General features: G+C 38.8%; 6 protein-coding genes and 1 pseudogene. 5 read left to right on the forward strand and 2 right to left on the reverse strand.

The window, feature by feature from the left end; translation table 11 throughout:
• Nucleotides 1-43: 43 nt before the first annotated feature.
• Nucleotides 44-2,620, forward strand: coding sequence for an RICIN domain-containing protein (locus LMH66_RS04065; protein ID WP_229368644.1), 2,577 nt, complete (start codon nt 44-46; stop codon nt 2,618-2,620).
• Nucleotides 2,621-3,137: 517 nt separating this feature from the next.
• Nucleotides 3,138-5,579, forward strand: coding sequence for a hypothetical protein (locus LMH66_RS04070; protein ID WP_229368645.1), 2,442 nt, complete (start codon nt 3,138-3,140; stop codon nt 5,577-5,579).
• Between the two features lie 446 nt (nt 5,580-6,025).
• On the opposite strand, the pseudogene LMH66_RS20540 reads toward LMH66_RS04070, so the two are convergent.
• Nucleotides 6,026-6,116: pseudogene (locus LMH66_RS20540) on the reverse strand (transposase); the annotation flags it as partial.
• A gap of 600 nt (nt 6,117-6,716) precedes the next feature.
• On the opposite strand from LMH66_RS20540, the gene LMH66_RS04080 reads away from it, so the two are divergent.
• Nucleotides 6,717-9,320: a dockerin type I domain-containing protein gene (locus tag LMH66_RS04080; RefSeq protein WP_229368646.1), complete on the forward strand. Its 2,604-nt coding sequence runs from the start codon at nt 6,717-6,719 to the stop codon at nt 9,318-9,320.
• Between the two features lie 249 nt (nt 9,321-9,569).
• Here LMH66_RS04080 and LMH66_RS04085 read toward each other — a convergent pair whose 3' ends face one another.
• Complete coding sequence (locus tag LMH66_RS04085; protein ID WP_229368647.1) at nt 9,570-11,102, reverse strand: sulfatase family protein; 1,533 nt, start codon at nt 11,100-11,102, stop codon at nt 9,570-9,572.
• A gap of 483 nt (nt 11,103-11,585) precedes the next feature.
• Between LMH66_RS04085 and LMH66_RS04090 the strand changes: the two genes are divergently transcribed.
• Both LMH66_RS04090 and LMH66_RS04095 read left to right on the forward strand, forming a co-directional pair.
• Nucleotides 11,586-13,796, forward strand: coding sequence for a right-handed parallel beta-helix repeat-containing protein (locus LMH66_RS04090; RefSeq protein ID WP_229368648.1), 2,211 nt, complete (start codon nt 11,586-11,588; stop codon nt 13,794-13,796).
• A gap of 94 nt (nt 13,797-13,890) precedes the next feature.
• Nucleotides 13,891-15,435: a sulfatase-like hydrolase/transferase gene (locus LMH66_RS04095; RefSeq protein WP_229368649.1), complete on the forward strand. Its 1,545-nt coding sequence runs from the start codon at nt 13,891-13,893 to the stop codon at nt 15,433-15,435.
• Nucleotide 15,436 lies beyond the last annotated feature (1 nt).

Genomic DNA, 15,436 nt, shown 5'->3' on the forward strand with positions numbered 1-15,436 from the left:
AAGAAGAGCGGAATCTAAATATTTCAATCTTTAAGGGGAAAAAATGAATATAACACCAATAAAACCTATCGCGTTAGCATGCGTTTTTGCATGCACACTTCCATTGAGCGCAACCGCCGCAGTTCACAATGTTCAAATCACTGCTACAGACAGTACTAATTATGGCATTGATACCGTTGCAACCATGTATTCTGAAGTACAAACAGCCGCTGATGGCCTAGCAACTTACCAAATAGCTTTTGACGTAACAGCACCATCTGGTAGCAGTGTCTCAAGTGGAGCCTCTGGCGGTACAGCAACTACAAGTAGTTGGGGTATTGGTGAAGATGCGTTATTCCTAGGTACTGATTCAGAATATGCGGAATTATCTAATCTACGCATTACAAATTTTAGCGCTAATGGTGGCGATTTAACGATTGATGATTTCAAAGGCTTATCATTTACAAATGTTAATTTTAATAACGCGCAAAGCCCTAATAAAGATGCGGTTATAATTTTAGCGAACGGCACAGCTTTAAACGATTTAGCTAACTTAGCGACTAATCCTGCTGCAATTAATGTCGAAACCCTTGAAGGTGTTGTGCCATCAGTGAAAACACTACACCTTGAAGTTGGTGAAAGTACCAATCAAGATAAAAACAAATGGGCAGTTGATAGCGTTGAAGTAACTGTTGAAGGTGACGCTATTGATGGCCGTGCTGGTTGGATGCGAGGTTCTTGGGGTATCAACTGGAAACCAGTAAATGTTTATGGCGGTAAGAGTGAACAATTAACGATTAATCAGTTTATTACACAAATAGAAGATCTTAAAACAATTGATTACGTTCAATTACACCTAGGTGAGTCATCAATTAAGTCATCTGTTCATATTGCCCCGTTAGATATTTTAGAAAGTTTATGGCAAGGTGATACCGATGAAGATGGTAACTTTATCAACCTAACTGTACCTCGTGCTTCTAGCGGTGTTGATCCATTCTTAGATATGCTAGTCGCAACCAAAGCGGCGGGTTTGAAAACACAAATTTATATCAATAGTTCAAATATGCTTCGCCGTGTAGATGATTCAGAAGAAGATGGTTACACACCTAACCCTGACTACCTGCCAAATATAACAGAACGTTGGAAAGAGCTGTGTGATACCGACGAAGAAATTCAAGCATTTTTGAATAGTCAATCTTATCATTTTTCTGATGAACACCCAGAAAGGCAATATATGTTTGCTTATGCGGAGTTTGTATTAAAGGTTTATTCGGAGCGTTACGGTGATTTAATTGATGCTTGGTTATTTGATACTGGTGAGTATATTGATCATTCAGGTGACCACTCGACAAGTGGGGAGAAGGAAGAGCAAACACTTTATGGCGCATTTGCTAAAGCTGCTCGGGCAGGTAATCCACATGCTCCAGTATCATTTAATAATGGTCCAGAGCGTGATACTGAAGAGTCTAATCCATTCTCAGAAGCTACTCATTATGATGATTACATGTTTGGTCACCCATATAATGGTGGTCGTAATATGGGTAACCATGATAATGGTCTTTATGACCGAAACTATGCGCATATTCAAAAAATGACAGAAACGAATGGTAATGTTCATTCAGGTAATGAAGTGCATGATTGGGACTTTGATGACAAAGTGGTTGGCCACTTTGATCCACCAATGAGTACAACGAGCTGGAATGGAGGTAATACTGCTGCATTAACAGATGAAGAGTTTACTTTATGGAATCTAGAAGCGACTCAAGCGGGTGGCGCAATGACCTGGGGGGTGCCTTTAGTCGCTAAAAGTGGTTTAGGTGATGATCTGTTGATCAGAGACTGGGGCATGGCACAATTAGAAGTGATGGATGAACATTTAAGCTTCTACCAAGAAGCTGGCGCACCCAACTGGGCTCGAGCAGATACACCATTACCAAGTGCCGAAGTAGGTGTTGCCTATTTACATTCCTTAGTTGAAGGGGTTGATTTTTGGGATCCAGAAGGTAACGCAATTTCAATGCGTATACTCGATATCGCTGATGGAGCACCGTCTTGGTTAACAATTGAAGAAGATTCGGCTAATCCAGGTACCTGGATTTTACAAGGCACGCCTTCTTCTACTGCAAAAACTAATAATGAATTTAGATTAGAAATTTCTGATGCATCAGGTACAAGAACCCGCTGGGTTGAGCTAGCAGTAACGGGAACTTCCGATATTGTTTCAATAACAAAACGTAATGCATCAGGCTTTGCACTTCACGGTGGTGAAGGGGGAGCAAATGCGCAAAATGTTGAGTTAATGTCATACAGTGCAACAGATGTAAATCAGCAATGGCTAGAAATCGATCGCGGTAATGGCTACTACTCATATCAAAAATTAGATACTAATTTCTGTATCGATGGCGGTAATGACGCTGCAAGAAATCAAAATGTTTATTTATGGACTTGCAGTGATACCAGCCAGAACCAACAATGGGAAAAAGTCGAAGTTACAACGGGTTATTTCCGCTTACAAAAGCGTAACGCTTCTGATTACACAATCAATGGCGGCGGCGGTGGAGCTGATCAGCAAAACGTTAATTTATATGAAACATCCTATACCAGCCATAATTTAGATTGGAGTATTGTTAAAGTTAACTAACTCAAACATAGCCTATTATAGTTTCTCTTAATCTAAGGAAAATTTCACGTTAATGGTTCGTCTAGTGCGAGTAAGTTTAACCCTGAAATTAGGATAAGCAACAGATAGGAAGGATATGCTACGTGATCGTACAGCTTAGTTTTATACATGCTAATTATTTTAATGCGCTAATTCATTGGGTTAGCGCATTTCTGTATTTATCGAGCAGGAAAATCACCGTTTATCGCTTCATTGTAAATATAAAGAAGAAACTAGAATCGACTTTGTGTGATGTTATATGTAAAAGCGCAGTAGTATTGGTGTTATGGTTTTCTATTTTAAACGTCATGCGATTGTTGGTTTATATAAAGTGCTGTTATTTATATTTTGGTGTTAATGCTTATTTTCTAGATTGTATCACGTAACTATTATTCACTTGATCTTTACTTGTTGAGTGCTATTGTATATAAAAATACATTAAGCAAATAAACAATAAAACCTAGTTGTTTAAATAAGGGTTGATATCAAGGGGGATGTAATGAAAAACAGCATTAAAATGACATCAGTCGCACTTGCATGCATGCTTGCAACCAGTGCGTTAGCTGTAGAGGATAATCATTCAGAAGATCAAGCCAAGAATACTAACCGAGCGGATTGGCTTCGCGGTTCATGGGGGCTTAATTGGAAACCCACAGATTTATGGAATGGCGCCGGTGAAGAGTTAACCATCGACTTATTTTTAGCGCAAATAAGCCATTTAAAAACGATTGATTATGTTCAAGTACATTTAAACGAATCTTACATTAACTCCCCATCACACCTTGGTCCACATGAGTTATTAGAAAGCTTTTGGCAAGGAGATACCAGCCCATTAGGTGAGCCGATAAACTTAGTTGTTCCACGTGCTTCTAGGGGCGTCGATCCATTTTTAGAAATGATCAAGAAAATTCAAAAAGATGGTATGAAAGTTCAAGTCTACTTAAATAGCTCAAACTTACTTGAACGTAGTGCAACTCTAGCAAACCCTGATTACATGCCAAATATTACTGAACGCTGGAAAAAGTGGGTTGACACTAACCCTGAAGCACAGGCATTTATTGCAAGCCAGCCATACCATACCGGCATTTGGGATGCTGATACTCAAAGCTATGTTGATGCATCTGAGACCTACCCAGAGCGTAAGTACATGTTTGCTTATGCAGAGTTTATTCTTAAAGAATATGCGGTTCGTTACGGTGAGTTAATTGACGGTTGGTTGTTTGATTCAGGCTCTTTTATGTACAGTAATGGTGATAGCCCTACAAATGGCGTTAAAGAAGATCAACAAATTTACAAAGCCTTTGCTGACGCCTGTCATGCAGGTAATCCTATGGCTGCTATTTCATTCAATAATAGCCCTAACCGGATTACGGAAGCGTTAAATCCCTTCTCAGAAGCAACACACTATGACGATTATATGTTTGGCCATCCATATAATGGTGGTCGATATATAGGTAACCATGATAATACAAATTATGAACGTAACTACCGTCACATTCAAAAAGTAACCGAGACTAACGGTAATATACATTCTGGATCATTAGATGCGGGAACAGATTCCCAAAACTGGGACTGGGATGACAAAGTAGTTGGGCATTTTGATCCACCTATGAGTCGTACTCGTTGGAACAGTGGTGGCGATCCAGGCTTAACCGATGAAGAGTTTGTTCAGTGGAACTATGAGTCTGCCGTGGGTGGCGGAGCTATTTCATGGGGCGCACCACTTTTTGCACCACCACAGTCAGGTGAACAGTTAACGATACGTGAATGGGGAATGAGGCAGCTAGATTTGATGGACGCAGACTTAGCTCAACGTCAAGAAACAGGAGCACCCAATTGGGCTCGTGCTCATACAATATTGAACGATGCGATTTTAGACGAAGCATATAGGTACGTATTAGTTGATGGTAAAGATTTTTGGGATCCTGAAGGTACGCAAGACGTAACATTAACTTTACTTCCAGCGGGCGCTCCGTCTTGGTTACAGTTAGTGAAAGATGAAGAAATCGCTGGTCAGTGGGTGTTATATGGACAGCCAAACGAAACACAGGAAACGTTTTATGAGTTTGTTATGCAAGCGACAGACAGTGATGGAACCACTGACCGAGTGATTAAGCTACGAGTTGGCGAGTTTATACCAGATCCTGTACTTGTTGAACCAGAAGCTCCACCAACACCTCCATTTGTTAAAATATTTGCTGAAGCTTCCCACAGTTATCCTGACGGAGTGGCTACGATGACGTCTGTGACAATAACGGCACCAGATAGTGGTGCTACTTTTGAAATCGCATTTAATGTTACACCACAAGTTGGAACAAGTATTCACAGTGGAGCATCAGGAGGAGGTGCGACAGAAAGTGCTTGGGGTGTTAGCGACGATAATATTTTTAAAGGTAGTGATGGTGAGTTAGCGCAATTATCTAATATTGGAGTAACAAACTTTCAGGCTAATGGTAGCTGTCTAACGGCAGAAAATATTGTAGATTTGGAATTTTTTAATGCCGAAATTGTTAATGCGCAATCAAGAAATGATCGTGTCTTAGTTACATCTAATGGGGTAGAAAACGCCGTAGGAGGTTTGAAGTTAGCAGCTAATGTAGCGCAACATCGATTAAATTATGATAGCGCACTTGTTACAGAGGTAAGTTTTGGCGTAGGTAACGAAAGTGCGACAAACAAATGGTCTGTGAATCACGTTGAAGTTGCGTACCAAATAGATAACGCTTTTCTAGTTAAGGGCGATTATGATTGTGACGGATTGTTAGGTCGTAGTGATTTGGCGATGTTTTGGGGGGCTATAGGCAGCACTAAAGGCGATGATAATTATATCGCAGGAGCTGATTTAGATAATGATGGTGTTGTTACTCTCTATGATTTTGTCCAATGGTATATGTTGTACCGCAATCAACAAGCAGCAAATTCATCCCATTTTAGCCGTTAATTAAAATTTGCATTAATAAACCTCTATAATTTATTTTTTTACAGAGGTTTATTTATCTTAAGGGGCTGATAATTATTGTTTTATATGAAAGTTTTGTTTATTTTAACGGCAGCAACTCCTACCAAATAAACCTTTATTCTAAGTATTTCAAAAGCCGCTAACTAGAGTGTATTGTTTATTTAAAACGGTTGGCGATTCTCCGAGTATGAAATAAGTGATTTCATTGGAATAAGGTTTATTAATATTTATACGCTTTAGGTGTTTTTTTATATTCAATTTTCTCTTTTTGCATTTTGTTTCTCTGGACTACTCTGATGCGCTCGAACTATAGAGCCATCAAAAAAAACATTCAAATTAGCCATGCTAGATAAGCTTTGAAAAGTTGATCTAAAACCACTTTCTTTTAACAAAGATTAAATCGCTGTAAACGGTAGTCACCCCTCCTAACTCAGAGGGTAAATCTCGCCAAGGAATACCTGTTCTCATTCGATAAAGTATTCCTTCAAATGTCATTCGATGTTCAATTTTATCGTAAATATGACCTGTATTTTCATAAGTTGGAGTAGCAGTTAGCATTGTTCTTGGCATGGTATTAGTTATGGTTTTACTTTTGGCGAAGCATATTATAACTCTTTACCATGCTATTTAAAAAACACTCAAGAAAGATCAACACGCCTTAGTCTATTGCAAGTAAATTTAGCCCTTAAATTAGGATAAGCAAGAGGTAGGAAGGATATGCTACGTGATCGTACAGCTTAGTTTTATACATCCTAATTAATTTAATGCGCTAGTTCATTGGGTTAGCGCATTTCTGTATTTATCGAGCAGGAAAATCACCGTTTATCGCTTCATTGTAAATATAAAGAAGAAACTAGAATCGACTTTGTGTGATGTTATATGTAAAAGCGCAGTAGTATTGGTGTTATGGTTTTCTATTTTAAACGTCGTGCGATTGTTGGTTTATATAAAGTGCTGTTATTTATATTTTGGTGTTAATGCTTATTTTCTAGATTGTATCACGTAACTATTATTCACTTGATCTTTACTTGTTGAGTGCTATTGTATATAAAAATACATTAAGCAAATAGACAATAAAACCTAGTTGTTTAAATAAGGGTTGATATCAAGGGGGATGTAATGAAAAACAGCATTAAAATGACATCAGTCGCACTTGCATGCATGCTTGCAACCAGTGCGTTAGCTGTAGAGGATAATAATTCAGAAGATCAAGCCAAGAATACTAACCGAGCGGATTGGCTTCGCGGTTCATGGGGGCTTAATTGGAAACCTGTAGATGTTTATAACGGTAAAAGTGAAAATCTAACTGTTGATCAATTGTTGGAACAAATAAAAGATTTAAAAACGTTAGACTATATCCAAGTACATTTAGGTGAGTCTTCAATAAAGTCGTCGGTTCATATTGCACCTCTAGAGATCCTTGAAACTTTATGGCAGGGAGATACTGACGAAAATGGCAATCCAATTAATTTAATTGTACCTAGAGCTGCTTCTGGTGTTGATCCATTTTTAGACATCATTACTAAAATCCGTGCAGCGGGCTTTAAAATCCAAGTGTATATTAATAGTTCTTCAATGTTGCGCCGTGTTAATAGCGAAGCAGAAGACGGATACACGCCAAACCCTGATTATATTCCTAATATTACAGAGCGTTGGAAAGAACTATGTGATACCGATCCAGAAATTCAAGCATATATAAACAGTCAGTCTTATCATTTTGACGAGGCACACTCTGAAAGACCTTATTTATTTGCCTACGCAGAGTTTGTTCTTAAAAAATATTCAGAGCGTTACGGAGAATTAATAGACGGCTGGTTATTTGATACTGGTGAGTACATGTCACATTTGGGTGACAATTCTACAAGTGGTAACGCAGACGAGCAGTTATTATATAAAGCAGTTGCAGACGCAGCACGAGCGGGTAACCCTAATGCAGCCATTTCATTTAATAATGGTCCAGAACGAGAAACTGAAGAATTAAACCCATTCTCTGAAGCAACGCGTCATGATGATTATATGTTTGGTCACCCGTATAATGGCGGTCGAAATTTAGGACGTCATGATAATGGCCTTTATGATCGTAACTACGCTCACATAGAAAAAATGATTGAAACTAACGGTAACGCGCACGCAGGTCTCGATCCAAACGATTGGGAGTGGGACGATAAGGTTGTTGCTCACTTTGATCCACCTATGAGCACGACAAGTTGGAATGGTGGTAATACACCTGCGTTAACCGATGAAGAGTTTATTTTATGGAACTTGCAAGCGACTCAAGCTGGTGGAGCGATAACTTGGGGGGTTCCTTTAGTTAAAAAAAGTGGCTTAGGGGATGATTTGTTGATCCGTGATTGGGCTATGTCTCAGTTAACCTTAGCGGATCAACATTTAGCAGAATTTCAACAACCAAACCAGCCTAATTGGGCTCGCGCTCATACAGAGCTAAAAGATGCCGCTTTTGTACAAGCTTATTCATTTAGCTTAGTTGAGGGACAGGATTTCTGGGATCCTCAAGGGGCAGCAATTACATTGAATCTTGTCGAGGGTGACCAAGGTCGACCGACTTGGTTAACGTTACAAGAAGATATTACCAATCCAGGTACTTGGTTGTTAGAAGGTACACCAAACGAACTGGTGGAAGCCACTTATACATTTATAGTTCAGGCTATAAGTTCATCTGGTGTTGCAGAGCGCGAGATGCAATTAACAGTTGGTGAAGTGCCTAGCCCGTATCCATTACAAAATGCTACTTCAATAGTCGCAATGGCTGATACGAATTACGGAGATAATGTAGTTGCTACAATGACTTCAGATGTTCAAGTTGCACCTGATGGATTAGCTTCTTTTCAAGTAGAGTTTGATGTCACACCTGTTATGGGTAATTCCATTCAAAGTGGTGAATCAGGTGGTACAACAACCTCGACAAGTTGGGGAGTTGATGATGCAGTATTCAATGGCAGTGATAGTGAATCAATCGAATCAATTTCAGGTTTGCGTATTACCAATTTCCAAGGTGACGGTAGTTGTTTAAATGCCGAAAATATTACAAATCTCTCTTTATCAGCACTTAATATTGCAAACGGTCAGTCATCAAATGATAGAGTAATGACCGTTACAAATGGTGTTGTGAATAACCTAGAAGGTGAAAAAGTATCATCTAATCCAGGTAGTATTTACTTAAGTGATGCGACAACGGATGCAGTCACTAATCTTGTTATTGCTGTAGGCAATACAAGTAGTAAAAATAAATGGTCTGTGAATAGTGTCGAAGTATCTTACACTATTACGGCACCAAACGTAGAGCGACTTGACTTCAACTGTGATAAGAAAGTGGACGTTACTGATATGGCGTTGTTTATTGCTGCATTAGGAAGCCAAAGAGGCGATGTTAACTATTTGGATGAAGCCGATTTTACTAATGATGGCCGCATTAGATTTGATGATATTAAAACCTTAGCTCGTGAATTAGGTTTAGGTAATGGACATAAAGGTGGGCATAGTCATCACAAGAATGGACATAAATCAAAAGGCTTGACGTTCACTCATGATAAATATTTTGTAAAATCTGATGAATATCTTGCGATAGAATGGCTATTGAGAGAATTACATTCTCAAAAAAATCGTTCACATAAAAAGAACTCTCACAAAGAGGGCTCTTACGAAGACGACTCAGGCAAATCTCAAGATCATCATAGTGGTAAAACAAAAAGTAAAACTAAATAATATTAGTTAAGGTCATAAGCAGAAAGCTAAGGTGATTGAACGAGCTTTTTGTGCTTTCTAGGTATAGGCTACAGCGTAAGCTGTGGCCTTTTTATATCTGAATTTATAAAAGAATAATACATACTGTTCGATTTTTTAAGTTCTTTAATCGCCTAATTTCAAAACATGTAATCATACAACCAGCGTTGCAATCCGTTAAAAGTTAACAATATAAATCAGCTTTATAACGAGGGTTATTAGTCTATAAATTTATTGTGACAATGGACGACTGTAACCTTGCTCTTGGTAACGTTGTAACAAGGCTTTTAATTCAGCTACCTTTACAGGTTGTTGAATATATAAATTAGTACTTTCACTGGGATCAGCATCCAGATTATAAAGCTGACCTGCTGGTGCATTAGGGGAGTTTTTTAATATATTTTTTAACTCAACAGGAGCTTTAAAACCGCCAGAAGTTTGTCCATCAATATATTTCCAAGGACCTTGTTGGATTGCAAACATACCGCGCAGTGAATGATAAACAGTCGCCTCACGTATAGGTTTGCCAGTGTTATCACCTTTTAATCTTCGCAGTAGGTTATAACTATCTTCTCCTGCATAATGAGGTAAGTCAGATCCAGTAATCGCTGCGAAAGTTGCAAGTAAGTCAACCAGTGATAAGTTTTCATCACTAATGTGTCCGGATGGAATATTATTTGGCCAGGATGCTACAAACGGCACTCTGTGTCCTCCTTCATAAATATCCGCTTTCATACCACGAAAATTCCCGTTGGCTAGGTGGTTGTATTTATTAATTTCAGAGGCTCTCCAGTGAGAACCATTATCGCTAGTGACCACAATCAAAGTATTATCAAACAACCCATTCGATTTTAAAGACGTTACGACTCTCCCGATAACATCATCTGTTTGATGAACAAAATCACCATAAACTCCAGCTTGACTTGTACCATGAAATTCAGCCGTTGGTATCCAAGGTGTATGTGGAGAAGGTAGCGGCATATAAAGGAAAAAAGGTTGTTGTGGTTGTTTGCCTCTCTCGGTTATATACGACTCAGCTTTAGTTGCTAAGGTTGGTAATACGTCAATGTGTTTAAAGTCTGGAGCAATTGCGCCTGCACGCCATAAACCACCACCTCCATTACGGGCATGTTTACCTTTTTTAATGTAGTTGGTCGCTGGTTGCACCACGTGTTCATTTTCAAAATACAAATAAGGTGGCATATCTAATGATGCCGGAATTCCAAAATAATAATTAAACCCTGAACTAATGGGGCCAGGGCTTAATGGTTGGCTATAATCTGTTTTATTTTTATCTCCTAGCCCTAAATGCCATTTACCTATACCTGCTGTGGTATATCCTTTTTTTTGTAACATCGATTGAATAGTCGTACGACCTTCTTCAATTAAAACGGGCGATTCACCATCTAATACACCATTTTTTAATCGAGTTCGCCACGCATAGCGACCTGTTAATAGCCCATAACGACTAGGTGTACATACAGCAGAAGCTGTATGTGCATTAGTAAAGCGGATTCCATTATTAGCGATAGTATCCATATTGGGCGTAGGTATCTTACTTTCGGTATTGTAAATACCAAGATCGCCTATCCCCAAATCGTCTGCAAGAATAACAACAATATTAGGTGTTTGGTGTGCTTTAATATTATTAGAATGCTGATTTTGTATGTCACTAAAGGCACAGCTTTGGATTAACAAAACCATAGTTATATTCACAATGGGTTGTATTGAATTTTTAAAATAGGCAATGTTTTTATTCGACATGATCAACCTTAAATGATTTTTATAGCCATTGTTGTGTAATTTTATATATAAGACAACAAAAGAGATCCAAAAATGTAGCTGAGCTAGAGGATATAACTTTAGGCTTTACCTAAATTTAGTCTAATTTTACCTCAATGAATTAGATTCGTTATCTCTGTTTAGTCGTTTTTACAAAAAGTAAACTACAAATTATTTCACTTTAGTCGTTTTAATTTAGCACTGAACTCATAATTGAAGAGGTGGAACCCTTAAGTAAGTGTTTAATAAAATAGCGGTGTTCGCCTCGTTATAATAATACGGTCTAGAATCACCTGCCTTTATGAACTTATGGAGGCTCATAAGTTATAAGAATATCTTAATTTATCTCGTTGACAAGTCTTGTAAATGGATTATTATACATAAAAATACATTGCGCCGTGATACTTTAAATAGCAACGGTTTATAGCTACGAATTAGCAAATAATAATAAGAGACAGGTAGAAAATGGCAAATAACAATATCACTAGACGTCAGTTTATTAAACTCACAGGTTTAGCGGGTTTAGGAGTAATGGCGACAACTTCAGCCATGTCTTTCGCCATGCCGACATTTAATATTTCACTATTGCCCTCATCCACTGACGCTGAATTTTACGTAGCACCAAATGGAAATGATAAGGCTGTTGGTACGTCAACTAAACAAGCGTTTGCTACGCTCGCTCGAGCAAGGGACGCTGTACGTCAATATAAAATACAATTTCCAGATAATAACATTGTGGTTTTGGTACGTGGTGGTCGTTATGAGTTGGATGGAACTGTCGTCTTTGGTTTAGAAGATTCTGCTATAGGTAAAGGCTCTATTACATATGCCGCTTACCCAGGCGAAACTCCGGTATTCAGTGCAGCGAAAGAAATTAAAGGTTGGAAAAAAGCGCCATCAGATTTAGCCGATTTACCTGCAGCCGCTAGGGGAAAGGTCTTAGTCGCTGATGTTTCAGACACATTTAAAACGCTGTACGACGACCAAGGAATGTTGCCGAGAGCGAGAACCGAAGGCTTTATACCAAATAACAAAGGCAAAAAAAATCAAGTTTCCTTTCCTAAAGGCGCGATGAGAAATTGGTCAAATGTTAAAGATGCTGAGTTGTTTGTTAGACCACATCACGCGTGGATCGTAAATGTTTTACCTCTTATTTCGGTAGACGAGAGAAAACTAATTGCTAAGACTTCGGTAAATGCGACATATGCAATGAACCCATTGCACTTCTTAAAAACTACGGATAACTGTTTTGTTGAAAACGTTATCGATGGGCTGAAAAATCCGGGCAACTGGGTATTAGACAGTAAAGCTGGCAAAGTTTATTTATGGCCAAGAGATGATTCAAAAGTTTATGCCCCTAAATTACAAGAACTTGTGAAAGTAGAGGGTAACGTTGATGTTGACGGACCAAAAGATACACCTGTAAAAAACCTAAACTTTATAGGTTTAAGCTTTATGCATGGTGAGCGTCATACACTTGTTAAAGGTGATGCGGGGATTCAACATGACTGGGAAATGTTGGATAGAGATCACGCTATGTTCCGTTTACGCGGAACTGAGAATTGTACTATTGCTAATTGTCACTTTGCCCATTGCGGTGGAGGTGCACTTCGAGTTGATTTACATGGCATAGAAAACAAAATTACAGATAATGTGATGGAATACATTGGCAGTACTGGCATATTACTTTGCGGTTATGGACCAGGTACGAAAGATGTAAACCATCGTAATATCGTTAGAAATAATCACGTTCATCATACAGGCCGAATTTATTCACATGGCCCCGGTATTTTAGTCTGGCAAAGCGGAAATAACACGGTAACAAATAACTTGATACACAACACGCCATACACAGGTCTGATTGTTTCAGGTTTCATGAGTCACTTCTTTGCGAAGGGCGACAACAGGGAATTGGTTCGCACTGTGCGTTGGAACGAAATTGGCGGCTCTCGAAGAGCAATGACCCGTGACCAAGCGATGCCTTACTTACACAGCAAAGATAACCTCATTGGATACAATGAAATTCACCATGCAATGGAAGAGTTGGGTGACGGTAATGCCATATATATTCGAGGTGCAGGTAAAGGTAATATTATCAAAGCGAACTACGTGCATCATCTAGTCGCGCCTATGATTATGCAAGCAGCCATCCGCACTGATGGTGGTCAAACGGATACATTGATAACTGAAAATATTATCTATAAATGTACATCCCAAGGGCTACTTATTAAGCTCAACAATCGCGCGATAAATAATTATGTTATCGATATTATTGCACCTCCACGCGGTTATTATGTTTCTCTGCGTGAAGGACCGATGACGGGTGGAGCCCTTAAGAATAATATTTTTTATTCAACAAAAGATAATTGCCGATTTGTCGATGAGCTGCCAGCTGGCGAAGGCAGAACAAGCGAAGATAGACGAGGTCGAGCGTTAGCGAAAGCAGCAGACGGTGATACTGACAATAATATCTATTATTGTGCCGCTGACATGTCAATTGCGACTAAGCATTTAGAAAACCATCAAAAGCAGAACATTGATATGAATGCCTTGGCGACTGATCCTATGTTTGTTGATCCGGCAAATGGTAATTTTGCTCTTAAACCAAACTCTCCGGCGTTTAAGTTGGGTATCGAGCCTATCGATATGTCTAGAATTGGATTACAGAAGGCATAATATGTTAAATATTCAACAATACAGAACGTCATTATATTCTGCAGTCACAAGTAATTTTAAGCGATTATGTATTTCGCTATCGATGGTATTTTTAATGTCTGGGTGTATTGAGGGCACCTTCACCGATGCATCATCAAAAAGTGCTTACAATTGGGGCGGAGGGCTAGAGTCATCTGAGCGTCCTAATATCATTGTTGTACTAGCAGATGATATGCGTGCCGATGCCACAGGGTTTTCTGGAAACTCATTAATTAAAACGCCGAATATCGATAAGCTGGCAGCTAACGGAACAGTATTTGATAATGCCTATGCAACAAGTGCCGTCTGTACGCCAAGCCGTACAACACTATTAACGGGACAATATGAACGTAGTCATGAGGTTAATTTTAATTCAAATACTATTTTAGAAAATGAAGCTTACGCCCAGACATATCCTATGTTAATGAAAAATTCTGGATATTTTGTAGGATACATAGGTAAAAATCATACACCTATAGGTACCAGTGGGAGTGGTAAAAAAGGCTACAAAAGTCGAATCATGGATAACAGCTTTGATTATTGGTATGCAGGCCACAAGCATTTAGGTTTTTACCCTAAAGATCGACATGCTATTTTTAAAAATGCAAAAGCAGACACTCAAGTCGAAATTCTAGAAGAGATCGTAGACGATTTTATTACACCTAATGAGGCGTTCAGAGAAGGTCACAATTTCCTAAATGACCGACCTAAAGACCAACCATTTGCTTTGTTAATTAACTTTAACGTTCCTCATGCCGCTTCTACAGGCTCAATGGAGCAGCGTGATTCAGATCTTGAGTTATACAAAAGTGCTTACCGTGATAAAACAGATCAAGTAACCGTTCCTGATACGTTTGTAGCGTATAAAGACATTAAGCACCCTAAAATCCCAGCTAATGTTCATAATGGTAAATATTTATCTACATACGATTACGCTAAAACCAAAGACGACTTGGTTGAACGTAAAATTCGTGAAATGCAGACAATATCCGGCGTAGATAAGTTTCTTGGGAAATTACAAGACCACCTCGAGCAACAAGGCGTTGCTGACAACACCATTATCGTATTCACTTCGGATCACGGCTTAATGCATGGCGAATTCGGACTACGTGGCAAAATATTTTTATACGACCCATCGATTAAGATTCCACTGGTTGTTTACGATCCGCGTGTGAAAGACAAAAAAGTTGATAATTCCAATGAGATAGTAGCTCTAGTAGATATAGCGCCAACGCTATTGGATTTTGCTCAAGTTAAAGCACCAGAAACGATGCAAGGTGAGAGTTTAATTCCATTATTAAAAGGTGAAAATGTTAAGTGGCGACAAGAGTTATTTCTTGAAAACTTAATGACGATTCAGAACTACCCACGCATGGAAGGTGTACGTACACATGAATGGAAATACATCCGATATTTTGATAAGAAAAATGACGGAAAATATGTTGACTACATCGACGCTTCAATCAAAGGCGAGCAGCCAATATTTGAAGAGCTCTATGACTTAGTTAACGATCCTCAAGAAACTCGTAACCTAATAAATGAAGCCACTAAAGCTGACATTGCCGATCAATTACGCAAACGTAATTGGGATTTAGTGAGAGAGTTAAGAGGTTCTAGATAAT

Source organism: Shewanella sp. 10N.7 (assembly GCF_020806285.1).
GTDB classification, from domain to species: Bacteria; Pseudomonadota; Gammaproteobacteria; order Enterobacterales; family Shewanellaceae; genus Shewanella; species Shewanella electrodiphila.

What these genes read in the sequence shown, in the direction of transcription:
- LMH66_RS04065 (WP_229368644.1), top strand. Translation starts at nt 44, where the DNA reads ATGAATATAACACCAATAAAACCTATCGCGTTAGCATGCGTTTTTGCA.
- LMH66_RS04070 (WP_229368645.1), top strand. Translation starts at nt 3,138, where the DNA reads ATGAAAAACAGCATTAAAATGACATCAGTCGCACTTGCATGCATGCTT.
- LMH66_RS04080 (WP_229368646.1), top strand. Translation starts at nt 6,717, where the DNA reads ATGAAAAACAGCATTAAAATGACATCAGTCGCACTTGCATGCATGCTT.
- LMH66_RS04085 (WP_229368647.1), bottom strand. Translation starts at nt 11,102, where the DNA reads ATGTCGAATAAAAACATTGCCTATTTTAAAAATTCAATACAACCCATT.
- LMH66_RS04090 (WP_229368648.1), top strand. Translation starts at nt 11,586, where the DNA reads ATGGCAAATAACAATATCACTAGACGTCAGTTTATTAAACTCACAGGT.
- LMH66_RS04095 (WP_229368649.1), top strand. Translation starts at nt 13,891, where the DNA reads ATGTCTGGGTGTATTGAGGGCACCTTCACCGATGCATCATCAAAAAGT.